General features: G+C 57.8%; 19 protein-coding genes and 2 tRNA genes. 3 read left to right on the plus strand and 18 right to left on the minus strand.

The annotated features are described in order from the left end of the window. Nucleotides 1-16 precede the first annotated feature (16 nt). Complete coding sequence (locus BMX55_RS16885; protein ID WP_091458978.1) at nt 17-1,555, minus strand: methyl-accepting chemotaxis protein; 1,539 nt, start codon at nt 1,553-1,555, stop codon at nt 17-19. A gap of 399 nt (nt 1,556-1,954) precedes the next feature. Then, nucleotides 1,955-2,896 carry a LysR family transcriptional regulator gene (locus BMX55_RS14635; RefSeq protein ID WP_091458980.1) on the minus strand — a complete coding sequence of 314 codons (942 nt, stop codon included), beginning with the start codon at nt 2,894-2,896 and terminating at the stop codon, nt 1,955-1,957. A gap of 139 nt (nt 2,897-3,035) precedes the next feature. On the opposite strand from BMX55_RS14635, the gene BMX55_RS14640 reads away from it, so the two are divergent. From BMX55_RS14640 to BMX55_RS14650, 3 genes are all read left to right on the plus strand, one after another. Next, entirely contained in the window at nt 3,036-5,249 is a 2,214-nt protein-coding gene (locus BMX55_RS14640; protein WP_091458982.1) for a malate synthase G, read from the plus strand. Between the two features lie 114 nt (nt 5,250-5,363). Then, a complete protein-coding gene (locus BMX55_RS14645; protein WP_091458984.1) occupies nt 5,364-5,777 on the plus strand; it encodes a hypothetical protein in 414 nt (137 codons plus the stop codon). A gap of 12 nt (nt 5,778-5,789) precedes the next feature. Beyond that, nucleotides 5,790-6,194, plus strand: coding sequence for a single-stranded DNA-binding protein (locus tag BMX55_RS14650; RefSeq protein WP_091458985.1), 405 nt, complete (start codon nt 5,790-5,792; stop codon nt 6,192-6,194). Nucleotides 6,195-6,269: 75 nt separating this feature from the next. Here BMX55_RS14650 and BMX55_RS14655 read toward each other — a convergent pair. The 16 genes from BMX55_RS14655 to BMX55_RS14730 form a co-directional block, all read right to left on the minus strand. Continuing rightward, nucleotides 6,270-6,345, minus strand: a tRNA-Phe gene (locus BMX55_RS14655). Between the two features lie 55 nt (nt 6,346-6,400). Continuing rightward, nucleotides 6,401-7,078 (minus strand): response regulator, encoded by a 678-nt coding sequence (locus BMX55_RS14660; RefSeq protein ID WP_091458987.1) that lies wholly within the window; start codon nt 7,076-7,078, stop codon nt 6,401-6,403. A gap of 41 nt (nt 7,079-7,119) precedes the next feature. Next, a complete protein-coding gene (locus BMX55_RS14665; protein WP_218144517.1) occupies nt 7,120-9,390 on the minus strand; it encodes a sensor histidine kinase in 2,271 nt (756 codons plus the stop codon). Further along, nucleotides 9,387-10,052, minus strand: coding sequence for a DUF4390 domain-containing protein (locus BMX55_RS14670; protein ID WP_091458989.1), 666 nt, complete (start codon nt 10,050-10,052; stop codon nt 9,387-9,389). Before BMX55_RS14670 ends, BMX55_RS14665 begins: the two co-directional genes overlap by 4 nt. Next, nucleotides 10,012-11,355 carry a 16S rRNA (cytosine(967)-C(5))-methyltransferase RsmB gene (gene rsmB, locus BMX55_RS14675; RefSeq protein WP_091459015.1) on the minus strand — a complete coding sequence of 448 codons (1,344 nt, stop codon included), beginning with the start codon at nt 11,353-11,355 and terminating at the stop codon, nt 10,012-10,014. The genes BMX55_RS14670 and rsmB overlap by 41 nt, the downstream gene beginning before the upstream one ends. Before the next feature lie 65 nt (nt 11,356-11,420). Further along, nucleotides 11,421-11,948 carry a LemA family protein gene (locus BMX55_RS14680; protein WP_091458991.1) on the minus strand — a complete coding sequence of 176 codons (528 nt, stop codon included), beginning with the start codon at nt 11,946-11,948 and terminating at the stop codon, nt 11,421-11,423. A gap of 89 nt (nt 11,949-12,037) precedes the next feature. Beyond that, on the minus strand, nt 12,038-16,261 hold the full coding sequence (gene rpoC, locus BMX55_RS14685) for a DNA-directed RNA polymerase subunit beta' (protein WP_091458993.1): 4,224 nt from the start codon (nt 16,259-16,261) through the stop codon (nt 12,038-12,040). A gap of 20 nt (nt 16,262-16,281) precedes the next feature. After that, entirely contained in the window at nt 16,282-20,394 is a 4,113-nt protein-coding gene (gene rpoB, locus BMX55_RS14690; protein WP_091458995.1) for a DNA-directed RNA polymerase subunit beta, read from the minus strand. A 272-nt stretch (nt 20,395-20,666) separates the two neighbouring features. Next, complete coding sequence (rplL, locus tag BMX55_RS14695) at nt 20,667-21,041, minus strand: 50S ribosomal protein L7/L12 (protein ID WP_091458997.1); 375 nt, start codon at nt 21,039-21,041, stop codon at nt 20,667-20,669. 42 nt (nt 21,042-21,083) lie between these two features. Further along, nucleotides 21,084-21,617 carry a 50S ribosomal protein L10 gene (rplJ, locus tag BMX55_RS14700; RefSeq protein ID WP_091458999.1) on the minus strand — a complete coding sequence of 178 codons (534 nt, stop codon included), beginning with the start codon at nt 21,615-21,617 and terminating at the stop codon, nt 21,084-21,086. Nucleotides 21,618-21,854: 237 nt separating this feature from the next. After that, complete coding sequence (gene rplA, locus BMX55_RS14705) at nt 21,855-22,550, minus strand: 50S ribosomal protein L1 (protein WP_091459001.1); 696 nt, start codon at nt 22,548-22,550, stop codon at nt 21,855-21,857. After that, nucleotides 22,551-22,982 (minus strand): 50S ribosomal protein L11, encoded by a 432-nt coding sequence (gene rplK / locus BMX55_RS14710; protein ID WP_091459003.1) that lies wholly within the window; start codon nt 22,980-22,982, stop codon nt 22,551-22,553. Between the two features lie 120 nt (nt 22,983-23,102). Continuing rightward, complete coding sequence (nusG, locus tag BMX55_RS14715) at nt 23,103-23,696, minus strand: transcription termination/antitermination protein NusG (RefSeq protein WP_091459005.1); 594 nt, start codon at nt 23,694-23,696, stop codon at nt 23,103-23,105. Continuing rightward, nucleotides 23,697-24,080 carry a preprotein translocase subunit SecE gene (gene secE / locus BMX55_RS14720; protein WP_091459007.1) on the minus strand — a complete coding sequence of 128 codons (384 nt, stop codon included), beginning with the start codon at nt 24,078-24,080 and terminating at the stop codon, nt 23,697-23,699. Nucleotides 24,081-24,167: 87 nt separating this feature from the next. After that, a tRNA-Trp gene (locus BMX55_RS14725) sits at nt 24,168-24,243 on the minus strand. 10 nt (nt 24,244-24,253) lie between these two features. Next, a partial coding sequence (locus BMX55_RS14730; protein ID WP_483866618.1) for an elongation factor Tu occupies nt 24,254-24,638 on the minus strand: 385 nt, incomplete at its 5' end.

A 24,638-nucleotide genomic window follows, 5' to 3' on the forward strand; every position in this document is an offset into this window, starting at 1 on the left:
CGGGCCTCAAACCAGCTCAGGTTCTGAACACCGCCACCACCTGCACTAAGGACTGCGCCTGCGCCTCCAGACTGCGGGCTGCGGCTGCCATTTCATCTACCAGCGATGCGTTTTGCTGCGTCACCTGATCGAGCTGGGCCACTGCCTCGCCCACCTGCGCAACCCCAGCGGCTTGCTCTTGGCTGGCCGTGCTGATTTCCCCCATCAGCGACGTCGCTTGGCGAATGCTGCCCACCACCTCCGTCATGGTGACACCGGCTTGGTCTGCCAGACCAGCCCCTTGCTCGACCCGATCCACACTGACACCAATAAGGGCTTTGATTTCTTTGGCTGCCTCTGCCGAGCGGCCTGCCAAATTGCGCACTTCACTGGCTACGACAGCAAAGCCCCGGCCCTGCTCTCCTGCACGGGCCGCTTCTACCGCTGCATTAAGTGCCAATATGTTGGTCTGGAAAGCAATGCCATCAATCACACTAATGATGTCGGCAATCTTGCGCGAAGACTCGTTAATCCCTTGCATGGTATCTACCACTTGGGCCACCACCTCACCCCCTTTAGTGGCTACAGTACTGGCATTGACAGCCAATTGATTTGCCTGCTGGGCGCTGTCGGCATTGTGTTTGACGGTAGCACTCAGTTGCTCCATAGAGCTGGCTGTTTCTTCCAAGGCGCTGGCTTGGGCCTCGGTGCGGGCAGATAAATCTTGGTTGCCTTGGGCAATTTCAGCGCTGGCAATAGAGATGCTTTCTGAACCTCGGCGCACATTGACCACCACCGCTGCCAAACGGGTCTGCATATGTGCCAAAGATTGCATGAGTGCAGCCAGCTCGTCTTGGCCTTGGCTGTGGATACGCTGGCTTAAATCACCTTGGGCCACGGCTTGGGCAATCTGCACTGCCCGTTGCAACGGCAAGGTAATGCCCCGCACCAACGTCCAGCCAAACCACAGGGCAAACGCCAAACCCAAAGCAATCGAGACTGCCGACACCGACCGGATAGTATGAAAACGGGCCGTGCCTGCATCGTATTCTTTTTTCACCTCATCAACCTGCAAACGAATCAGCGCCTCAGACTGCTCCTGCATCTTATTGAACAAGGGCACATTTCTTTCCAACGCAATGCGCTTGGCGGCGTCAAAGTCACCACTGCGCATCGGAGCCATAGAGGGTTGTAGCCCCTCTTGCACAAATTTTTGCCAAGCTTGCTCAAACTGACTCGCTATCTGTGCTTCCTCTGGGGTCAAGTAGGTGGTCATGTACTCTTTCCAGAGAGTAGAAGCCTTGTCGAGGTTCTGCTGTATCTGTTGCTCGTTTTTCTGTACTGCCTCTGGTTTTTGGATCAACAGCGAATTGGCAATCAGCATGCGGTTATGGAGCATCAGGTACTGAATAGTGCTCAACTGGCTCAACGGCACGGTGCGGTCTTTGTACACAGTATCGAGGGCATCTCCCTGCTTGGTCATACCGAACAAGCCAATACTACCAATCAACACCAATAAGGAGGCCAGTACGGCCACGAAAACTGTCAGGCGGGTGGAAATTCGAAATCGGTTCATGGGGATTTTTGGAAAGAGTCTGCGCCAACCCAACGCTTAAACAGCATTTGGGTACACAGGTATCCAATCGGGGTTCGTGGAAATCGTTAGAAAGAGTCTGCACCGATCCAGCACTCAAAAGGCGTCTGGGCACACAGGCATTTAGATGACCTGTGCATTTCGGTCGTTAGCATTAAGCAACCAACTTTACAATATTATTACTTTTTTCATCCATATGAAATACATGAAACATATAAAACATATGCAGGTAAATAGAAAATTTCTATCGGCGTGATAGTTTCCGTCATATCTGCACCAAGTTGGTGCTAGCATCCTTGCCAACAACAGCTACAACTGCACCATCGCCAGCTTAAACAGGTTATGGCCCATAACAGGTTATGGCAAATATCTGTGTGCAGATCAAAAAGAAGCGCGGCCTACCCCCGCCTGCCAAAACCCCGGCTGGCGGTAGTGGTGCTTGAGGTAGTCGATCCACAAACGCACCCGCAAGGGCAAATGCTTGGCATGCGGAAAAACGGCATAAATGCCATTGGGGGGTGCCGCAAAGCCCTCCAGCACTGGCAGCAACTGGCCTGAAGCAATTTCTGCCTCCACCTCCCAAGTACTGCGCCAAGCAATGCCATAACCGGCCAAACACCAGTCGTACAGCACCTGCCCGTCTGAGCAGTCCAGCGGCCCCGCAGGCCGAAAATGCACCACCTGCTGCCCATCGCCCTCAGTAGGCAGGCGAAACGCCCAGCCCCGCGTTTGCGAGGCCCCACTGGAGAGCACCAAACAATCGTGCCCAGCCAGTTCACTCGGATGCTGCGGCGTGCCCCGACGTTGCAGATAAGAAGGTGCGGCCACGCACAAACGGCGGTTGTCAGCAATACGCACACTGACCAAGGACGAATCGGGCAAATCGCCCACCCGCACCGCACAATCAAAGCCCTCGGCGGCCAGATCAATGACGCGGTCGCTCAGGTTAAGCGAGATACGTACCTCTGGGTGCTCGGCATGAAAGCGCGGTACCAGCGGTGCCACATGGCGGCGGCCAAACCCCGCCGGAGCCGTGACGCGCAAATGCCCACTGGCTTGAATGCCGCCCGCCGATACGCTGGCTTCGGCGTGGGCTACTTCGGCCAGCAGGCGCTGGCAATCTTCTAAGAAGGCGCTGCCCTCGGTGGTCAAACTCAAACGCCGGGTGGTACGCACCAGCAATTTCACGCCCAAGTGGGCCTCTAACGCATCGAGTCTGCGCCCCATAATGGCCGGAGCCACGCCTGCGGCACGGGCGGCTGCGGTCAGGCTACCGCGCGTAGCCACCGAGACGAAAGATTCAAACGCTTTGAGCTTGTCCATACACGGCTGATTTTTGCGTAAAAGTCACAGGTTTTTGGTTTTTTTGGTTATTTATGTGGGCAAATAATTGGAATACAGTCTGAGACAACAGATTCGGCTTTCTCCTTTTTCATCTCTTTCATCTTTTGAGGCCTTCCGCATGACCGCACGCACCACCATCCACCGCCTGCAAGTGGCCCAGAGCCTGCAACGCTTTATTGACGAACAGGTGCTGCCCGGCACCGGCATCGACAGCGCCGCCTTCTGGCAAGGTTTTGATGCCATCGTGGGCGATTTGGCACCGCGCAACATCGCCCTGTTGGCCGAGCGTGACCGCCTGCAAGCCGAACTGGACAAGTGGCACACCGCCCACCCCGGCCCAATCACCGACATGGTGGCCTACCGCCAGTTTTTGGAAACCATTGGCTACTTGGTGCCCCAGCCCGCCACAACTCCCGCTAGCACCAGCAATGTCGATGACGAACTGGCTATTCAGGCTGGCCCGCAACTGGTGGTGCCTGTGCTCAACGCCCGCTATGCCCTTAATGCCGCCAATGCGCGCTGGGGCAGCCTGTACGATGCCCTGTATGGCACCGATGCCATCCCCGAAACCGACGGTGCCGAAAAAGGCCAAGGTTACAACCCCGTGCGCGGTGCCAAGGTCATTGCCTTTGCCCGCAATGTGCTCGATCAAGCTGCGCCGCTGGCCGCTGGCTCACACCAAGACTCGACTGGCTACCGCATTGAAGGCGGCCAACTGGTAGTGGCCCTGAAAGACGGCAGCACCACCGGCCTGCAAGACGCAGCCCAACTGGTAGGCTTCCAAGGCGATGCAGCAGCTCCTAGCTCTGTGCTGCTGGTACACAACGGCCTGCATCTGGACATCATCATCAACCGCGCTACCCCGATTGGCCAATCGGATGCCGCTGGTGTGGCCGATGTGGTGCTGGAAGCAGCGCTGTCCACCATTCTCGACCTCGAAGACTCAGTAGCCGCCGTGGATGCCGACGACAAGGTGCTGGGCTACAGCAACTGGCTGGGCATCCTCAAGGGCACGCTGGTCGAATCATTTGACAAGGGTGGCAAAACCCTGACGCGCGGCCTCAACCCCGACCGCCTCTACACCGCGCCCCAAGGCGGCGAAGTGCGCCTGCATGGCCGCTCTTTGATGTTTGTGCGCAACGTCGGCCACCTGATGACCAATCCGGCCATCTTGTACACCACCGCCGATGGTAGCGTGAAAGAGATCCCTGAAGGCATCATGGATGCCGTGGTCACCACCACCATTGCCCTGCACGACCTGCAAGGCCACGGCGCTAACGGTATCCGCAACAGCCGCAAGGGCAGCGTGTATATCGTCAAGCCCAAGATGCACGGCCCGGCGGAAGTCGCCTTTGCCGCTGATTTGTTTAGCCGCGTGGAGCAGCTACTGGGCCTGCCCGACAGCACCGTCAAGCTGGGCATCATGGACGAAGAGCGTCGCACCAGCGTCAACCTGAAGGCGTGTATTGCTGCTGCTGCCAGCCGCATTGCCTTTATCAACACTGGCTTCTTGGATCGCACCGGCGACGAAATGCACACTGCCATGCTAGCTGGCCCGATGATTCGCAAGGGCGACATGAAGACCAGCGCTTGGATTCAGTCTTACGAGCGCAGCAACGTGCTGGTGGGCCTGACCATGGGCCTGCGCGGCAAGGCACAAATCGGCAAGGGAATGTGGGCCATGCCCGACCTGATGGCCGCCATGCTGGAGCAAAAAATTGTCCATCCCAAGGCCGGTGCCAACACCGCTTGGGTGCCCAGCCCCACTGGCGCGACGCTGCACGCGCTGCACTACCACCAAGTCAAGGTGGCCGACATCCAAATCGAACTGGAAAAAACCAGCGCCGATACCGTGCGCGACGACCTGTTGACCGGCCTGCTCACCATTCCCGTCAGCAGCAACCCCAACTGGTCTGATACCGAGAAGCAGCAAGAGCTGGACAACAACATCCAAGGCATTTTGGGCTATGTGGTGCGCTGGGTGGATCAAGGCGTGGGCTGCTCCAAGGTGCCCGACATCAACGACATCGGCCTGATGGAAGACCGCGCCACGCTGCGCATCTCTAGCCAGCATGTCGCCAACTGGCTGCACCACGGCATCGTCACCGAAGAACAAGTGCGCGCCACCTTTGAACGCATGGCCGCTAAGGTGGACAAGCAAAACGCCGGTGATGCGCTCTACCAACCGATGGCCGGCCACTTTGATACCTCGATGGCCTACCAAGCAGCACTGGATTTGGTGTTCAAGGGCAAAGAGCAACCCAGCGGCTACACCGAACCGTTGCTGCACGCTTGGCGCTTGAAGGTCAAGGCGGCCCAGCGCAGTGCCTAAAGCCTGACAGCAGCCTTGGAGCCAGAAAAGCGGTGCCTTTGGGTGCCGCTTTTTTTTCACGACTACCGCAACGGGCACTACACTGTTTGCACAAAACAGCAGTGAAAGCCCACCATGCCCAACGGACTCCCCGGAAAAGACGATCCCCTGTTTCAATGGTCACGGCGCATCACCCGCTCTCTAGCCGATCTGGACGCCCGCATTGCGCGACTGGCACTGTTTCTGGATCTCTCACTGGAGAGTGAAAGTGTGATGCAGCAGGTGATCGACCGCAGCCACCCGCTGTTCCAACGCTACCAGCACAACCCCAATGTGCCCCTTGCCGACGACCACGGACGCGAGCGCCACAGCCTAGAAGAGTTGCGCGGCCTGTTGGTGGTGCGCTGCAACATGATGGCTAATATGCTGAATGAATTTGGGCTGGAGTTAAGCACTCAAATTGCTTCTGCCGCCGAAGATCACATGGAACGCGTGGGCTTCAAGCCCGGCGCTGACGGCTTTACCCTGCTACCACGGCGCAAGCCATAAACCTGATCATTCATGATAGATGCCCTGATCCAAGGCCGTATCCACGGCCAACCCACCCAACGCAACGGCAAAAACGGCAAGCCCTTTGCGCTGGCCAAAGTGCGCGCCCCAACCACCGACGGAGAATCCCAGTTTGTCAGCGTCATTGCCTTTGATGATGCTCCAGTCACCGCCCTGTTGGGGCTGGGCGATGGCGATGCCGTGGCCGTGGCCGGAACGCTCAAGGTAGGCACTTGGCAAGACCGAGAAGGTGCCCACCGCCCGTCGTTGGACTTGGTGGCCCACCAAGTGTTGAGCCTGTATGCCGTGCGCCACAAACGTACCGCCAGCCAAGGTGAGGCCCCTGCTGCACCACGCCCGGCACCCACACGGCCCCAGCACGATCATGGCGGCATGGATGGCGAGATACCGTTCTGAGCCTTTTTAGAACGCTCACACCAATCAACAGGCAACAAAAAACCCGCTACCAAACGGATAGCGGGTTTTTATAACTGGTGGCCTGGGACGGAATCGAACCGCCGACACAAGGATTTTCAATCCTCTGCTCTACCGACTGAGCTACCGGGCCTAAGCCTTGAATTATAGCAGCAGAATTGCAAACCTCTGCCAAGGTCTCTGCAAATTTAATTGCGTTTACTGCGCCCCAAGTCTACGCCGAGTTGGCGCAGCTTGCGGTATAGGTGGGTACGCTCTAAGCCGGTTTTTTCGGCCACACGGGTCATAGAGCCACCCTCGCGGGCCAGATGGAACTCAAAATAGGCTTTTTCAAAGCCATCACGCGCCTCGCGCAAGGGCCGGTCTAAATCAAAATCTTGGTGCGATACGGGCAATTCTGCCACCCCCTCCCCTGCAAGGCTGGTAGCCAAGGCACCAGCTTGGGGCTGGGCCAGCGCAGACGCCGACACCACCGCTGCGGCGGTTTGTGTGGCACGAGCTTGGCTGCGGGCCAACCCCGCCTCTACCGCTTTGAGCAGCTTTTGCAAGGTGATGGGCTTTTCGAGAAACGAAAAAGCACCAATGCGCGTAGCCTCCACTGCCGTGTCGATGGTGGCATGGCCACTCATCATGATGACCGGCATGGTCAATAGACCACTGGCCGCCCACTCTTTGAGCAAGGTAACGCCATCAGTGTCGGGCATCCAGATGTCTAGCAACACCAGGTCGTACGGCCCCACGGCACGCGCTGCACGGGCCTGGGTGGCGTTTTCGGCCAAATCCACGCTGTGCCCCTCATCGTTGAGGATTTCTGACAGCAAATCACGGATGCCGTGCTCGTCATCGACCACCAAAATATTTGCCATGTATGTGAAACACCTTCCAACTGCGGTACACGGTGCTGCCGTCACAAAGCCAGCGCGTGTTCAGAAACGAATGATAGCGACACTTGCGCCCCTAGTACGACATCGCCATCAAGCCGGTTGGCCAGTTCGATGCGGGCACCATGCTCGTCGGCAATTTTTTTAACGACGGCCAAGCCCAAGCCGGTGCCACGGGCCTTGGTGGTAACGTAAGGCTCAAAAGCACGCTGCAAAATATGCGCCGGAAAACCACCGCCATAGTCACTCACCACCAGCCGCACGCGCCGGGCGCTGCGGCTCCAGTGCGTGCTGATGCAAACTGCGGGCAGGGGGGCCTGCGGATCGGTGCGGGCCTGCTCGGTGGCATCTTGGGCATTTTGCAACAGATTGTGGATGACTTGGCGCAGCTGCTGGGCATCACCGGCAATTTCTGGGCATTGCGGGTCTAATTGCACCTGTACCGGCACCCTAGCATGGTCTGCTTCATACAGGTGGAGCACGTCTGTGACCAAGGCATTGAGTTGCAAGGGTTGCAATTGTGCCGCTGGCAGGCGGGCATAGTCCCGAAACTCATTGACCAGCCGCAACATGGCATCGACCTGTTGCACGATAGTGCGTACCGATTTGGTCAGCAGGGCCTGCTCGGTAGCGGGCAATTTGCCCGAGAGTTTCATCTCCAGCCGCTCCGCTGACAACTGGATGGGCGTCAGCGGGTTCTTAATCTCGTGGGCCAAACGCCGCGCGACATCGCCCCACGCCTGCACGCGCTGGGCTGACACAATCTCAGAAATATCATCAAACACCAGTAGGCGCGCGGCGTCAGGCAACTCCGCGCCACGGGCCACCAGACTGGTGGCATGGTGGCCGGTGCCACTCGGAAAGGCGTGTAGTTCAAAGGCATGCTCCCAATGGTCGGGGCCATGCTCGTCGCGGTGCTCTACAAAGGCAGCAAATTGTTGCTGCACCTCGGCGGCAAAATTCTCCAGTCCCGGCACTTGGGCCAAGGGCCGCTCTCGGTAGGCAGCCAACGGGGCGCGCAAAATGCGCGTGGCGCTGGGGTTGGAAGAGCGGATGCCGCCTTGCGCATCGAGCACCACCACCCCAGCGGTTAAGTTGTCCAAAATGGTTTGCAGACGCGCCCGTGCCGTATCCAAGGCCCCCATGCTGTGCTCTGCCGTTTCGCGGGCATCGGCCAGTTGCTGCGTCATCAGGGCAAAAGAGCGGGTGAGGCCATCGAGTTCATCCTTGCCTTGCAGCACTGCCTTGGGGCGCAGGTTGCCAGCAGCCACTTCGCGCACGCCTTCGGCCAGCACCAGCAGGGGTCGGGCCAATTGGTTGCCCAGCAAAATGGCCAGCAGCAAGGCAGTAAACACCGCCAAAAACAAACTCAAGGTGAGGGTGCCGATATACATACGGCGCAGGCCCTCGCGCGCCAAGGCCCGCTCTTGGTATTCGCGGTTGGCCTCTTGCACGGCCAAGGCATTAGCCAGCAGCACCGGAGCCAATGGCACCGTGACCTGCAAAAAACGCTGTTCGGCCAACAAGCCAACGCTGGCGCTGTTGACCAAGGCAATGGCCTTGATGCGCACCTCGCGCCGCGCAGGGGAGTCAGGCAACTCGTCCAATCCTTCAATCTGTGCCAGCACGCGCTGCTCGCGCACGGTGCGCAACTGCTGTGCCGATAAACGCTCCGGATGCAACTGAAAACTCGTTGGCCCGGCACTGGCGAGCAACTGCCCAGAACCCGTCCAGAGCAGGACATCGGTAGCCCCCAGCTCATCGCGGATACGCTCTAGCACCAACCCCGCCGCTGCCACCGGCACTTGGGCCACTTGGGCACTGGCATTGCGTACCCGGGTGGCGGCTTCACTCACTTGGGTATCGAGCGTGGCACGCGCCAAACTAACGCCCGCCGCCAGCGCACCTTCTACCTTAACGTCAAACCAACTCTCAATAGAGCGCGAGACAAACTGGTACGACACCACATAAATCAATACGCCCGGTGCCAGCCCGACCAAGGCAAAAATGGCAGCCAGCTTGACCAGCAACCGGCTACCAAAACGCCCCCGGCGCAATCGGGCTACCAAACGCCATACCACCCACACCAGCAGACCCAGCAGGAACAAGGCCACAGCCACGTTGGTGCCAAACAGCCAAACATAGTTGCGCTCGTAGAGCATCCGGTTGTTCGTGGCCAATAGCAGCAAAAATAGCAACAGCAGCCCAATGCCCACCATCACCACCGTACCCACACCCAGCACCCAGCGCACAGCGCGCGATTTGGTATTCACATCCAACTGAAAAGGGATATTCATGGTGCTGGCTCCCAACGCACCCGCTGGCTGCCCTGCAAGGCCAAGCTCCAACTGGAGCGCCCAAAGACGCCCACTTGCAAGGTACGCGGCAATTGGGCGCTGTCTAAACGAAAGCGTAGTTGCACGTTGTAGTGCGCGCCCAGTTCCAGTGCAGGGGCGTCGGCAATCTTCCACTGGGCCATGCGCTTCATCACCGCCAAAGCGTCTTCTAGGCTGTCGTAGTTTTGTCCGGGCACCACGCCCAACCCACTGTGGTCAATCGGTGACGGCGATATAGCCAGCCGCCAGCGGCGCGTCAGGGGTTGGTAGCTCAGGCGCATATAGCGCATGGTCTGCGCCACCGTTTGCGCCGACCAATACCAACGCTCGCGCAGCACTTGGGCCTCGGCCACAAAAAACAGCGGGATACCTTGGTGCAGAGCATCCTCTACCGCCACCGGCAACTCCAGCGCCAATACGGTGCTCAGGTGCAATCCCTCAGCACTGCTGTGCAAGCGCAATTCCAGCGGCTCAGTAGCTACCTCCGCACGTAGCGGCAGCGGCGACGACAGCACGCAGCATAACCAAGCCCAAAGCAGGCACCAGCCCCAACGCGATACTGGGTAGTGTGCAAACACGTTCTTAAGCTGGGGCTTTTTGTAGCAGGGCGTAAAAGAATCCATCGTGTTCACCGTCTGGACTGTCCATCACCACGCGCCCCGCCGCATCGACTCCGGGCAACAAATGTCCGGGCGAGGGCAAATGGCGCGCGGTACTCTGGCGCGCCAAAAACGCCTGCACTTGCCCAGCGCCCTCGGCGCGGAATACAGAACAGGTGCAATAGAGCAAGCGCCCCCCCGGTTGCAGCAGCGGCCAGAGGGTATCGAGCAACCGCGCCTGAATCTGCGCCAGTTGAGCAATATCGCTCTCGCGGCGCAGCCAAGGCACATCCGGATGGCGGCGCACAATGCCAGAGGCCGTGCAAGGTGCATCGAGCAAAATAGCATCAAACAAAGCCCCTGCACATTGCTGCTGCCACCAATCTTGCGGGTGGCTGGCATCGGCCACCAGCACTTGTGCCTGCAAGCCTAGGCGCTCTAACGTGCCATGGATGCGCTGGGCACGCTGGGCATCAATTTCCAGTGCCGTGACCTGCAAGGGTGCCCCAGTACCCGCATATTCGAGCAAATGGGCCGTTTTGCCACCGGGGGCGGCACAGGCATCCAAGACCCGCAACGGTCGCGATAAGTCCATGCCCGCCAACAACAGCGGTGCGGCTTGCTGCGCCGCCGCATCTTGCACCGACACCCAGCCCTCAGCAAAGCCGGGCAACATTTGCACCGGCACTGCGCGCTGCAAAATCAGGCCCGCCTCACCCACCGCCACTGCGGCAATGCCCACAGCCTCCAGCGCCTGCTGGTATTGGAGCAAACTATTTTTTTGTTGATTAACGCGCAGCACCATCGGAGCTTGCTGGCGGTTGGCCTGCAATACCTGCTGCCAGTGCTGCGGATGGTCTTGGCGCAGGCGTTGCACCCACCAGTGCGGGTGGTTCCAGCGCGCCTGCACATCATCGCCCACCGCTTGGAGCAAGCTGGCCGATTCACGCAAAAAACGGCGCAGGCAGGCGTTCAAAAACCCAGCTTGGGCACGCGTTCCTGTATCTTGCTTGGCGGCCTCCACGGTTTGGTTGACCAGCGTAAACGGCTCATACAGCGCTTGCTCTGGATCACAGCACAGGGCCAGCGCCACACACAATAGGGCATCTACCGCCGGTGCCGGTTTGCGCGGTGCCAACGCCCGTGCCAACGCTTGAGCACAACCCAAATGGCGCAGCACCTGAAACAGCAACGCCTGTACCCCAGGGCGCAGAGCCGGGGCCACGGCCTCCAACACTACAGTGCCAGAGCGCCCTTGGCGAATACCCTGCAAAGCCAGCGCAACAGCATGCAACTGCCGAGACAAAGCCACGCCCTGCGCTGGCATAGTGGCCTCAACAGCCAGCGCTGCCGTGGATTGCACCGCCGAGACGGAACGAGATGCTGATTTTTTCATAAGGGTACTGCGGCCTTGAAACCAAAAAAACGTGCCAATATGGAGGCAGGAAACTGCGTGATGGCCTCGTTATACTGTGCCACGGCATGGTTAAACTGCTCTGTAGCCAGTGCATTTTGCTGGCGCTGTTGCTCCCAGCGCTGCGCCCACGGCACCCAGATGTCAGAGGGCACATCCGGGCCTGCCAGCAATGCGGCCCAAGTAGCATCCAGCGCTTGGCGCGCGACCAGCAACTCTGCCGCTACCTCCGGCTGCAAGGGCCGCGCACGGGCCACAGCCAAACAAGCAGCAAAACGGTTCATGGCGGCCAGCCATTCGCGCCTGCCAGCCACCATCACCCACCCCGCCGTGACTTGAGCGGCATCACACTCACCCAACATAGCCAGCAAGCGCACCCAGTGCACATCCAACCCACCAAACGCCTGTAAGGCCGCCGAACGCAAACGCATGATGCGGTGATAAGCCCCCACGGCCCAAAACACCATGATGGCCAAAACACCCCAGAAAACAGACGAAGACAACATACAGCTTTTGCTTGGCACCAGAAAAAAGCTCCCGGCCCATTGCTTGCGCAACAGACCGGGAGCCGGCAGTCACAGGCTACAGCCGATGATTAATCAGCCGCAGCGTCGTGCGTATCTGCCTCAGAGTCAGACAGATCCATACCTGCCATTTCAGCCGCTTCGGCTTCGGCAATGGCGCGGCGCTCGGCGTCGTCCATCGCATCCTTGGCCTTGCGTGCTTGGTGGTAAGCCATGCCGGTACCGGCAGGGATCAAACGACCGACAATGACGTTTTCTTTCAGGCCACGCAGCTCATCGCGCTTGCCCATGATCGCCGCTTCGGTCAGCACGCGGGTGGTTTCTTGGAAAGAAGCCGCCGAGATGAACGAATCGGTAGACAGAGACGCCTTGGTAATACCCAACAGCAAGTTGCTGTAGGTGGCCGGAATCTTGTCATCGCCTTGCAACGCATCGTTGGTGTTCAAAATCTCAGAGCGCTCCACTTGCTCACCAGCAATGTAGTTGGAGTCTCCGGTGTTTTCTACCACCACGCGGCGCAGCATTTGACGCACGATCACTTCAATGTGCTTGTCGTTGATCTTCACGCCCTGCAAGCGGTACACATCCTGCACTTCATCGACGATGTAGCGCGAGAGTTCTTCAATACCCAGCAGGCGCAAAATATCTTGCGGATCGGCAGGGCCATCGACGATGTGCTCGCCCTTGTTCACCACTTGGCCTTCGTGCACCAAGATGTTCTTTTCCTTGGGAATCAGCTCTTCCCAGACCTTGCCGTCGGGGTCGGTGATCTGCAAACGGATCTTGCCCTTGGTTTCTTTACCAAACGACACCGTGCCCGTAGCCTCGGCCAGCGTACCCTTGTCCTTGGGGGTGCGGGCTTCAAACAACTCGGCCACACGCGGCAGACCGCCGGTAATGTCGCGGGTTTTTTGGCCTTCAATCGGGATACGGGCCAGCACTTCGCCGGGGCCGACGTCTTGGCCGTCACGCACCTGAATCAGCGCGCCCACTTGGAAGCCAATGGTCACCGAGTGATCGGTGCCCGGAATCTTGACTTCATTGCCATTGGCGTCGATCAGCTTGACTTGCGGCTTGACCACCTTGGTAGAACCACGGCGTTTCGGGTCAATCACCACCAGCGTAGACAAGCCGGTGACATCGTCCACCTGCTTGGCGACCGTCAGGCCCTCTTCCACATTCTCGAACTTGGCTTGACCAGCAAACTCGGTAATGATGGGGCGAGTCAGTGGGTCCCAGTTGGCAAGGATCGTACCGGCCTTGATCGTCTGGTCGGGCTTGATGCTCAAGATCGCACCGTAAGGCACCTTATGGCGCTCACGCTCACGGCCATGCTCGTCTTGGATCACGATTTCGCCCGAACGCGAAATCACCACCAGTTCGGCCTTGGTGTTGGTCACATAACGCATCGTGGCATTAAAGCCGATGATACCGTTGGACTTGGCTTCCACGCTCGACGCAATGGCCGCACGCGACGCTGCACCACCAATGTGGAACGTACGCATGGTCAGCTGCGTGCCTGGCTCACCGATGGACTGGGCAGCAATCACCCCCACGGCTTCGCCGAGGTTGATGAGACCACCACGGCCCAAGTCGCGGCCATAGCACTTAGCGCACAAGCCAAAGCGGGTTTCGCAGTTCAGTGCTGTACGCACCTTCACTTCATCGACGCCAGCGGCTTCCAGCTCTTCGATCAGGTCTTCTTCGAGCATCTGGCCGGGCTGCACCAACACAGCACGGGTTTCGGGGTGCAGCACTTCCTCAGCGGCAGTGCGGCCCAAAATACGCTCGCGCAGTGATTCGATCACTTCACCGCCTTCAACGATGGCGCGCATCAGAGCGCCATTGGCGGTGCCGCAATCCTCTTCGGTCACAACCAAATCTTGCGTCACATCGACCAAACGGCGGGTCAGGTAACCCGAATTGGCCGTCTTCAGCGCCGTATCCGCCAGACCCTTACGGGCACCGTGGGTGGAGATAAAGTACTGCAACACGTTCAGACCTTCACGGAAGTTCGCCGTGATCGGGGTCTCAATGATCGAGCCGTCAGGCTTGGCCATCAGGCCACGCATACCGGCCAACTGGCGAATCTGCGCTGCGGAACCCCGTGCGCCCGAGTCGGCCATCATGTAAATGGCGTTGAACGACTCTTGCTCGACTTCGTTGCCGTGGCGGTCGATGGTCTTTTGCTTGGCCAACTGGGCCATCATGACCTTAGAAACCTCGTCACCGGCCTTGCCCCAGATATCCACCACCTTGTTGTAGCGCTCGCCAGAAGTCACCAGACCGGACACATATTGCTGCTCGATCTCTTTGACTTCCTTCTCGGCCTTCTCCAAGATGCCCTGCTTTTCTTTGGGCACCAGCATATCGTCCACCGCAATGGAGATACCGGCGCGCGTGGCCAAACGGAAACCGTTTTGCAGCAGCTTATCGGCAAACACCACGGTTTCCTTCAAACCGCACTTGCGGAAAGAAACGTTGATGAGCTTGGAGATTTCCTTCTTCTTCAGCGCCTTGTTGATGTTCTCAAACGGCAGGCCCTTGGGCAGGATTTCCGACAACAGGGCACGGCCCACGGTGGTCGGCACCAGCGAAGTGGAAGGCTCAAACTCACCGGTGACTTTGTCCTTTGTCCACTGCGTCAGACGCACCGTGACCTTGGCATTGAGTTCTACCTCGTTCGCGTCCAAGGCACGTTGCACTTCGCCGGTATCGGCAAACACCAAGCCTTCGCCCTTACCGTTGATTTTGTCGCGGGTGGCATGGTACAAGCCCAGCACCACGTCTTGCGACGGCACAATCGAAGGTTCGCCCGAAGCGGGGAACAGCACGTTGTTAGAAGCCAGCATCAGCGTGCGTGCTTCCATCTGTGCTTCCACCGACAGCGGAACGTGGACAGCCATCTGGTCACCGTCAAAGTCGGCGTTGAAGGCCGCGCAAACCAGTGGGTGCAGTTGAATCGCCTTGCCTTCAATCAGGATAGGCTCAAAGGCTTGGATACCCAAACGGTGCAGCGTAGGCGCACGGTTGAGCATCACAGGGTGCTCTTTAATCACCTCTTCCAAGATGTCCCAGACCACTGGCGTGCCCGATTCCACTTCCTTCTTGGCAGCCTTGATGGTGGTGGCAATGCCACGCTGCTCCAACTGGGCAAAAATGAAGGGCTTGAACAGTTCCAGCGCCATCAGCTTGGGCAGACCGCATTGGTGCAGCTTGAGCGTAGGGCCCACGGTAATCACCGAACGACCCGAATAGTCAACGCGCTTACCCAGCAAGTTCTGACGGAAACGACCGCTCTTGCCCTTGATCATGTCGGCCAAAGACTTGAGGGCGCGCTTGTTGGCACCCGTCATGGCCTTGCCACGGCGGCCATTGTCCAGCAAGCTGTCCACGGCTTCTTGCAGCATCCGCTTTTCGTTGCGAGCGATGATTTCTGGAGCCTTCAGCTCCAGCAAACGGCGCAAACGCGAGTTGCGGTTAATGACGCGGCGGTACAAATCGTTCAGGTCGGAAGTGGCAAAACGGCCACCGTCCAGTGGCACCAGCGGACGCAAGTCCGGTGGCAACACGGGCAGCACTTCCAGCACCATCCATTCGGGCTTGATGCCCGACTTCTTGAACGCTTCGAGCACTTTCAGGCGCTTGGCGTTCTTCTTGACCTTGACTTCAGAGCCGGTCAAGTCGCCGCGCAGGCGCTCGATTTCGCTCTCAATGTCGATGCTTTCGAGCAGGTCTTTGATGCCTTCAGCGCCCATCTTGGCGACAAATTCATCGCCGTACTCTTTCACCTTGGCATCGTAGTCGTCTTCGGACATGATGCTGAACTTCTTCAGCGGCGTCATGCCGGGGTCAGTGACGACGTAGGCTTCAAAGTAGAGCACGCGCTCAATGTCGCGCAAGGTCATGTCCAGCACCATGCCCAAGCGCGAAGGCAAGGACTTCAGGAACCAGATATGAGCGCAAGGCGCGGCCAAGTCGATATGGCCCATGCGCTCGCGGCGCACCTTGGTCTGCGTGACTTCAACGCCGCATTTTTCGCAGATCACGCCACGGTGCTTGAGACGCTTGTACTTGCCGCACAGGCATTCGTAGTCTTTGATAGGGCCAAAAATTTTGGCGCAAAACAGACCATCGCGCTCAGGCTTGAAGGTACGGTAGTTGATTGTTTCGGGCTTTTTCACCTCGCCAAAAGACCACGAACGGATCTTTTCGGGCGACGCCATGCCAATGCGGATGGCATCAAAATGCTCATCGGGCGTAAATTGCTTGAACAGGTCGAGTAGCGATTTCATAGGACTCTTTCCTTTTTCAATTACGAGCGCTCAAGCTCAATGTCCAAGCCCAAGGAGCGGATTTCCTTGACCAGCACATTGAACGATTCGGGCATACCAGCTTCGATGGCGTGCTCGCCCTTGACGATGCTTTCGTACACCTTGGTGCGCCCCACCACGTCATCAGACTTGACGGTGAGCATTTCTTGCAGCACGTAAGAAGCGCCATAGGCTTCGAGCGCCCACACTTCCATTTCACCGAAACGCTGACCACCGAACTGGGCTTTACCACCCAGAGGCTGTTGCGTCACCAGCGAGTACGGGCCAGTGGAGCGGGCGTGCATCTTGTCATCGACCAAGTGGTGCAGCTTCAGGTAGTGCATGTAGCCGATAGTGGTCGGGCGCTCAAAGCGCTCGCCGGTGCGGCCATCGTACAGATACGCTTGCGTGCGGGTGGGCGTCAGGCCCTTCTTGGCAGCGATGTCGTCTGGATAGGCCAGCTTGAGCATGTCCTTGATTTCTTCTTCCGAAGCACCATCAAACACCGGCGTCGCATAGGGCACACCGCTGGTCAAGTTTTGCGCCATCGCCAAGATATCTGTATCGCTCAATTGCGACAGGTCTTCTTGGCGGCCACGCGAGTTGTACACCTCTTCAAGGAACTGACGCACCTCGGCGGCCTTGGCTTCTTGGCGCAGCATTTCGTCAATGCGTTGGCCAATACCCTTGCCTGCCCAACCCAAATGCACTTCCAGCACCTGCCCGATGTTCATCCGCGAGGGCACGCCCAGCGGGTTGAGCACGATGTCGGCAGGGGTGCCGTCGGCCATGTGGGGCATGTCTTCCACGGGCACGATCTTCGAGACCACACCCTTGTTACCGTGGCGACCGGCCATCTTGTCACCGGGCTGCAAGCGGCGCTTGACGGCCAGATAGACCTTGACCATCTTGAGCACGCCAGCGGGCAACTCATCGCCTTGGGTCAGCTTCTTACGCTTTTCTTCAAACGACAAGTCAAAGCTATGGCGCGTTTGCTCCAAGGCATTCTTGATGCTTTCGAGCTGTGCGGCCACAGTTTCGTCTGCGGGGCGAATATCAAACCAGTGGAATTTCTCCACCGAGTTCAAATAAGCCTTGTCGATCTTCGTGCCCTTGGCCAAGCGTTGCGGGCCACCGTTGGCCACTTTACCGTCGAGCAGCTTTTCGATACGGTCAAAAGCATCGGCTTCGACAATACGCAGCTGGTCATTCAAATCCAAACGGTAGCGCTTGAGTTCATCGTCGATGATCTGCTGGGCGCGCTTATCGCGCTGGATGCCTTCGCGGGTAAAGACCTGCACATCAATCACCACACCTTGCGAGCCTTGCGACACGCGCAGCGAGGTATCCTTGACGTCCGAAGCCTTCTCGCCAAAGATGGCGCGCAACAGCTTCTCTTCGGGCGTCAGGGTGGTTTCACCCTTGGGCGTGACCTTGCCGACCAGCGTATCGCCGGGCTGCACTTCGGCACCCACGTAGATGATGCCGGACTCGTCCAAACGGTTGAGCTGCTGCTCCGACAGGTTTGGAATGTCGCGGGTGATTTCTTCTGCGCCCAGCTTGGTATCACGGGCCATCACCACCAATTCCTCGATATGAATCGAGGTGTAGCGGTCTTCGGCCACCACACGCTCAGAGATCAAAATCGAGTCTTCGAAGTTGTAGCCGTTCCAGGGCATGAACGCGATCAGCATGTTCTGGCCGATGGCGATTTCACCCAAATCGGTAGAAGCACCGTCGGCAATCACATCACCCTTGGCCAGCTTGTCGCCACGCTGAACGATTGGACGCTGGTGGATATTGGTGTTTTGGTTCGAGCGTTGGTATTTGATGAGGTTGTAGATGTCTACACCCACTTCACCAGCCACCGCCTCAGCATCATTGACGCGGATCACGATACGGGTGGCATCAACATAATCGACCACACCGCCCCGGCTGGCCGTCACCACAGTGCCAGAGTCCACTGCCGCCACGCGCTCAATGCCAGTACCGACCATCGGTTTTTCTGGACGCAGCACGGGCACAGCTTGGCGCGACATGTTGGCACCCATCAACGCGCGGTTCGCGTCATCGTGCTCTAGGAACGGCACCAGCGATGCCGCTACCGACACAATCTGCGCGGGCGACACGTCCATGTACTGGACACGCTCTGCGCTCACCAAAATCGACTCACCCTTTTCACGCGCCGAGACCAGCTCACCGGTCAGGCAGCCCTCTTTGTCCAGCGTGGCGTTGGCCTGGGCGATGACGTACTTGCCTTCTTCGATGGCCGACAGGTAGTCGATGTCCATCGTGACCTTGCCATCGACCACGCGGCGGTACGGCGTTTCAATGAAGCCGTACTCGTTCAGGCGGGCGTACAAAGCCAACGAGTTGATCAGACCAATGTTTGGGCCTTCGGGCGTTTCAATAGGGCACACACGACCGTAGTGGGTCACGTGCACGTCACGCACTTCAAAGCCAGCACGCTCGCGGGTCAAACCACCGGGGCCGAGGGCAGAAACACGGCGCTTGTGCGTGATTTCAGCCAGCGGGTTGGTCTGGTCCATGAACTGCGACAACTGCGACGCGCCAAAGAACTCTTTCAGTGCCGCAGAAATGGGCTTGGAGTTGATCAGATCGTGCGGCATCAGCGGGTCTTGCTCGGCTTGACCCAAACGCTCCTTCACGGCCTTTTCAATCCGGGCCAAGCCGGTACGGTACTGGTTTTCGGCCAGTTCACCCACGCAACGCACGCGGCGGTTGCCCAAGTGGTCAATGTCATCGACCTCACCCTTACCGTTGCGCAAGTCCACCAGAATCTTGACCACAGCCAAGATGTCTTCGTTGGTCAGCACCATCGGGCCAGTAGAGCCTTCGTTGCCCACCTTGGCATTGAACTTCATGCGGCCTACGCGCGACAGATCGTAGGTGTCGGGGTTGTAGAACAAGCGCTGGAACAGAGCCTGCACCGCATCTTCGGTCGGCGGCTCGCCGGGGCGCATCATGCGGTAGATGGCAACGCGGGCGGCAAACTCATCGGTAGTTTCGTCAATGCGCAGGGTCTGGCTGATGTATGCGCCTTGATCGAGCTCATTGGTATAGATGCACTGCAAATCGCGCACACCGGCGGAACGCAGCTTTTTCAGCAGCGCTTCGGTCAGCTCTTCGTTGGCCTTGGCCAAGATTTCGCCGGTATCGGGATCGACGACCGCGCGGGCCGCCACACGGCCCAGCAAAAAGTCTTCGGGCACAGTGACGTGCGTGGTGCCAGACTGCTCCAGCTCGCGGGTATGGCGGGCCGTCACGCGCTTGTCCTTGGCCACCACCACCTTGCCAGTTTTGTCGGTGATGTCAAAACGGGCCACTTCGCCGCGCAGGCGTTCGGCCACGTATTCCATCTGGGCACCGTTGTCCATCAGGCGGAAATTGTCATTGACAAAGAAGTTCGCCAGAATGGACTCAGGGTTCAGGCCAATGGCCTTGAGCAGGATCGTGACCGGCATCTTGCGGCGGCGGTCAACGCGGAAATACAAGATGTCCTTGGGGTCGAACTCAAAATCGAGCCAAGAGCCACGGTAAGGGATGATGCGTGCCGAAAACAGCAACTTGCCTGAGCTGTGCGTCTTACCCTTGTCGTGTTCAAAAAACACGCCGGGCGAACGGTGCAGCTGCGAGACAATCACGCGCTCAGTACCATTGATGATGAACGAGCCTTTGGTGGTCATGAGCGGCACTTCGCCCATGTACACTTCTTGCTCCTTCACTTCCTTGACCACCTTGGACTGCGATGTCGAAGACTCGCGGTCATAAATGATGAGCTGTACCTTGGCACGCACTGCCGAGGCAAAAGTCAAACCACGGGTCTGGCATTCGCGCACATCAAAGGCAGGCTTCGCCAGGTTGTATTCGAGAAACTTCATCTCGACAAAACCGTTGTGCGAAACAATCGGGAAAGCGGCATTGAATGCTGCCTGCAAACCTTCATTAGTACGCTTCTTGGGCGGCATATCCGCTTGCAAGAAGGCGGTGTACGCATCTTTCTGCATCTGCAGCAGATAAGGAACCTCCAGCACGCTGTCGCGGCTGCCGAAACTTTTGCGAATTCGCTTGCGTTCGGTGTAGGAATAGGCCATGAGATCTCCGGGAAAAGACTTGAGTCCAGGGTCTGCGACGACGGACCCGTGGGCAGCACACCCTGCGGGCTTGGCGGTTGGCCACTACCAACCATGGCGGACGGCGATGCCTTGCACATCGCCCGAACCAAGGCGTCTTCTGCTGTCGGGTGGTCAGAAGACACTAAAAAACAGCTATTTTTGCTGCTTTTTGGTGCGCTCTGTAGGTCACTCTATAAGCGCCAAAGGCTGGGGCCTCTTTTCGGAGCGCCCCAGCCCAAAGGAAAAACTGATTACTTCAGTTCAACCTTAGCGCCGGCATCTTCCAGCTTCTTCTTAGCGGCTTCAGCGTCAGCCTTAGACAGGCCTTCCTTGACAGCCTTAGGAGCGCCGTCCACGACGTCCTTGGCTTCCTTCAGACCCAGACCGGTGATTTCACGCACAGCCTTAATCACGGACACCTTGTTGGCGCCGGCTTCGGTCAGGATGACGTTGAATTCGGTTTGTTCTTCAGCAGCAGCAGCGGCACCGCCACCAGCAGCAGCAGGAGCGGCCATAGCGGCAGCGCTCACGCCAAACTTCTCTTCAATGGCCTTGACCAGGTCATTGAGTTCCAGAACCGTCATGCTGTCCAGCGCGGTCAAAAATGCGTCTTTATCGAATGCCATTTTGATTTCCTAACAATATTGGTTACTACAGGCTGGCCGCAATTAAGCTGCCACAGCCTCTGCCTCTGCGGGTACAGCTTCTGCTGCGCCAGCACCACGTTGCTCTGCCAGTGCGGCCAACACACGGGCCGTACGGGAGATGGGGGACTGCATCAAGCCCAACAACTGTGCCAGCAACACTTCCTTGGAAGGGATGTTAGCCAATTGCTTCACACCGTTGACGTCCAGGGCTTTGCCTGCAAACGCGCCACCGCGAATGACCAACTTGTCGTTGGTTTTCGCGAAGTCGGCTACCACCTTAGCGGCAGCCACAGCGTCTTCAGAGAAGCCATAGATCAGCGGACCGGTCATCTGGTCTGCCAGCACGTCAAAACCGCTACCGGCCACAGCACGGCGGGCCAAGGTGTTCTTCAGAACACTCAGGCTCACACCCTTGCTGCGGGCATCGGCGCGCAGTTTGGTCATGTCGGCAACCGTGATGCCACGGTATTCCGCAATCACCAGCGTTTGAGCTTTAGCGGCGAGGCTGGTCACTTCGTTGATGACCGCTTCTTTCTCACTGCGATTAAGACTCAAGGTCTACTCCTTAAATTGTGGGGTTCGGACACGAAGCCCTAAACCCACGCTCTTGTTGCAGCGACCAACTGTTTTGGAAAATTTCCATCTGCAGCGGGATCGCCATCTGCGTTGGCTCATCTATTTAAGCACTCTGTTACAAGCACACCAACGGTCTTGGATAGCCTGTAGTTTGTTGCCAAACCACAGCCCACCACATCAGGCTACCTTTGCAGGCAGCCCAAAGATTTTTTGCAATTACGCTGCGATGGATTGTGTATCCACGCGGACGCCCAGGCCCATCGTGGAAGACACTGCCACCTTGCGCAGGTACAAGCCCTTGCTGGTTGCAGGCTTGGCCTTGTTCAGCGCGTCAATCAGCGCGACCAAGTTGCCTTGCAACTTGTCATCACCAAACGAACGGCGACCAATGGTGCCATGCACAATACCGGCCTTGTCGACGCGGAACTGGACTTGACCAGCCTTAGCGTTCTTGACGGCAGTAGCCACATCGGGAGTCACGGTGCCAACCTTGGGGTTAGGCATCAGACCACGGGGGCCCAAAATCTGACCCAAAGTACCCACCACACGCATAGCGTCGGGGGCAGCGATCACCACGTCAAAGGGCATATCGCCAGCCTTGACCATAGCAGCCAGATCGTCCATGCCGACGATGTCGGCACCAGCAGCCTTGGCTTCTTCAGCCTTGGCGCCTTGGGCAAACACGGCGACACGGGTAGTCTTACCAGTACCGTTGGGCAGCACCACAGCGCCACGCACCACTTGGTCTGACTTCTTAGCGTCTACGCCCAATTGCACGGCGACGTCGATGGACTCATCAAACTTAGCGGTCGCCGCTTCTTTGACGATGACCAGCGCTTCAGCGATAGGGTACAGCTTAGTGCTGTCGGCCTTGCCTTGCAGGGCTTTTTGTTTCTTGGTCAGCTTGGCCATTTACACGCCCTCCACAGCCACACCCATAGAACGGGCAGAACCAGCAATCGTACGCACGGCAGCGTCGAGGCTGGCGGCGTTCATGTCTTTCATCTTGGTCTTGGCGATTTCTTCCAGCTGTTCGCGGGTGATCTTGCCGACCTTGGTGCTCAAAGGATTGGGCGAACCCTTATCCAACTTGATGGCCTTCTTGATCAGCACAGTGGCTGGAGGGGTCTTGATGACAAAAGTGAAGCTCTTGTCAGCAAACGCCGTGATAACCACGGGCAGTGGCAGGCCGGGTTCAACACCTTGGGTCTGGGCATTGAATGCCTTGCAGAATTCCATGATGTTGAGACCACGTTGACCCAGCGCGGGACCAATGGGTGGTGAGGGGTTGGCCTTACCAGCTGGCACTTGCAGCTTGATGAAGCCGACGATTTTTTTCGCCATGACTTACTCCTTGCGGGTCAACGCCTGCGACTGAACGACAGGCTCCCCGGGGTTAACGACTCGATTTATCAACCAGGCACTGAGTCGGTAAGTGCCACCAACGATACCAAAGTAGAAAAACTAGGTCTTCTCTACTTGGCTAAATTCAAGCTCTACCGGGGTAGAGCGACCAAAGATCATGACAGATACCCTGACACGACTCTTCTCGTAATTGACGTCTTCGACCGAACCATTGAAATCGGTAAACGGGCCTTCTTTGACACGCACCAATTCACCCACCATAAATTCGACCTTATGGCGCGGCTTGTCCGTACCTTCTTGCATCTGACTGACGATCTTTTGCACTTCGTCTTCAGAGATAGGCGCTGGACGGTTTTTGGCCCCACCAACAAATCCGGTCACCTTGCTGGTGTGCTTGACCAAATGCCAAGTCTCATCGTCCATGACCATTTCGACAAAGACATAACCAGGAAAGAGACGGCGCTCAGTAGTCTTGCGCTGGCCGTTCTTCATCTCAACCACTTCTTCCGTGGGCACCAGAACGCGGCCAAACTTAGAGGACATGCCAGCACGCGCCACACGCTCAGCAATGTTGCGCTCTACCGCTTTTTCCATGCCAGAGTAGGCATGCACAATGTACCAACGCAGATCAGGGTTGTGCGATGCATCAACAGCCAACGCAGCCGAGGTATCCACTTCAACGCTAGCTGTCATTTACTTTCTCCAACCAAGAATAAGGTCATAAAACACCCACTCTAGGGTTTTATCAGTGAGCCAGAGGAAAAGCGCCATGACCACTACGAAACCAAAAACATACAGAGTCATCTGTACGGTTTCTTTACGCGAAGGCCAGACAACTTTTTTGGCCTCACGCCACGCATCACGACCAAAGGCAATGAATTGACGCCCAGGCTCAGAAACTAGAAACACGGTTACTGCAGCAACCAAGCCCACCAGCAAGACCGTCCATTGGACTAGAGGGCCTTGCTTACTAAAAGCATAAAAAGCAGCTACAGCAGCAACTACTAGCACAGCCACAGCGGCCAATTTTGCCTTGTCTGCACCAGTACTTACTGTTTCAACCTGCGAAGTAGTCATTCTTCTTTGCTTTCCTATATCTGCACTGCCATTGCAGACAGAGAAGCCCGCCAGGGACTGGCGGGCTTAATTTTTGCCATTTTTAGGTGGCAGGGGCAGTAGGAATCGAACCTACAACCTTCGGTTTTGGAGACCGACGCTCTGCCAATTGAGCTATACCCCTTTAAAGAAAATTAGGCGATGATCTTGGCAACCACGCCAGCGCCGACGGTACGGCCACCTTCGCGGATAGCGAAACGCAGACCTTCTTCCATCGCGATGGGGTTGATCAGCTTGACGGTGATCGACACGTTATCGCCAGGCATCACCATTTCTTTGCCTTCGGGCAGTTCGATGGCACCGGTCACGTCCGTGGTACGGAAGTAGAACTGGGGACGGTAGTTGTTGAAGAAGGGGGTGTGGCGGCCGCCTTCGTCCTTGCTCAGCACGTACACTTCAGCGGTGAAGTGGGTGTGGGGCTTGATGGAGCCGGGCTTGCACAGCACTTGGCCGCGCTCGACGTCTTCGCGCTTGGTGCCGCGCAGCAGCAGACCGACGTTGTCGCCAGCTTGACCTTGG

The organism is Giesbergeria anulus, assembly GCF_900111115.1.
In the GTDB taxonomy this organism is placed as follows: Bacteria; Pseudomonadota; Gammaproteobacteria; order Burkholderiales; family Burkholderiaceae_C; genus Simplicispira; species Simplicispira anulus.

Coding starts and splice junctions, on each gene's coding strand:
- BMX55_RS14640 (WP_091458982.1), top strand. CDS start 3,036: ATGACCGCACGCACCACCATCCACCGCCTGCAAGTGGCCCAGAGCCTG.
- BMX55_RS14645 (WP_091458984.1), top strand. CDS start 5,364: ATGCCCAACGGACTCCCCGGAAAAGACGATCCCCTGTTTCAATGGTCA.
- rplK (WP_091459003.1), bottom strand. CDS start 22,982: ATGGCGAAAAAAATCGTCGGCTTCATCAAGCTGCAAGTGCCAGCTGGT.
- secE (WP_091459007.1), bottom strand. CDS start 24,080: ATGACTACTTCGCAGGTTGAAACAGTAAGTACTGGTGCAGACAAGGCA.
- rplL (WP_091458997.1), bottom strand. CDS start 21,041: ATGGCATTCGATAAAGACGCATTTTTGACCGCGCTGGACAGCATGACG.
- rpoC (WP_091458993.1), bottom strand. CDS start 16,261: ATGAAATCGCTACTCGACCTGTTCAAGCAATTTACGCCCGATGAGCAT.
- BMX55_RS14670 (WP_091458989.1), bottom strand. CDS start 10,052: ATGGATTCTTTTACGCCCTGCTACAAAAAGCCCCAGCTTAAGAACGTG.
- nusG (WP_091459005.1), bottom strand. CDS start 23,696: ATGACAGCTAGCGTTGAAGTGGATACCTCGGCTGCGTTGGCTGTTGAT.
- rplA (WP_091459001.1), bottom strand. CDS start 22,550: ATGGCCAAGCTGACCAAGAAACAAAAAGCCCTGCAAGGCAAGGCCGAC.
- BMX55_RS14635 (WP_091458980.1), bottom strand. CDS start 2,896: ATGGACAAGCTCAAAGCGTTTGAATCTTTCGTCTCGGTGGCTACGCGC.
- rsmB (WP_091459015.1), bottom strand. CDS start 11,355: ATGCCAGCGCAGGGCGTGGCTTTGTCTCGGCAGTTGCATGCTGTTGCG.
- BMX55_RS14680 (WP_091458991.1), bottom strand. CDS start 11,948: ATGTTGTCTTCGTCTGTTTTCTGGGGTGTTTTGGCCATCATGGTGTTT.
- BMX55_RS16885 (WP_091458978.1), bottom strand. CDS start 1,555: ATGAACCGATTTCGAATTTCCACCCGCCTGACAGTTTTCGTGGCCGTA.
- BMX55_RS14650 (WP_091458985.1), top strand. CDS start 5,790: ATGATAGATGCCCTGATCCAAGGCCGTATCCACGGCCAACCCACCCAA.
- rpoB (WP_091458995.1), bottom strand. CDS start 20,394: ATGGCCTATTCCTACACCGAACGCAAGCGAATTCGCAAAAGTTTCGGC.
- BMX55_RS14665 (WP_218144517.1), bottom strand. CDS start 9,390: ATGAATATCCCTTTTCAGTTGGATGTGAATACCAAATCGCGCGCTGTG.
- BMX55_RS14660 (WP_091458987.1), bottom strand. CDS start 7,078: ATGGCAAATATTTTGGTGGTCGATGACGAGCACGGCATCCGTGATTTG.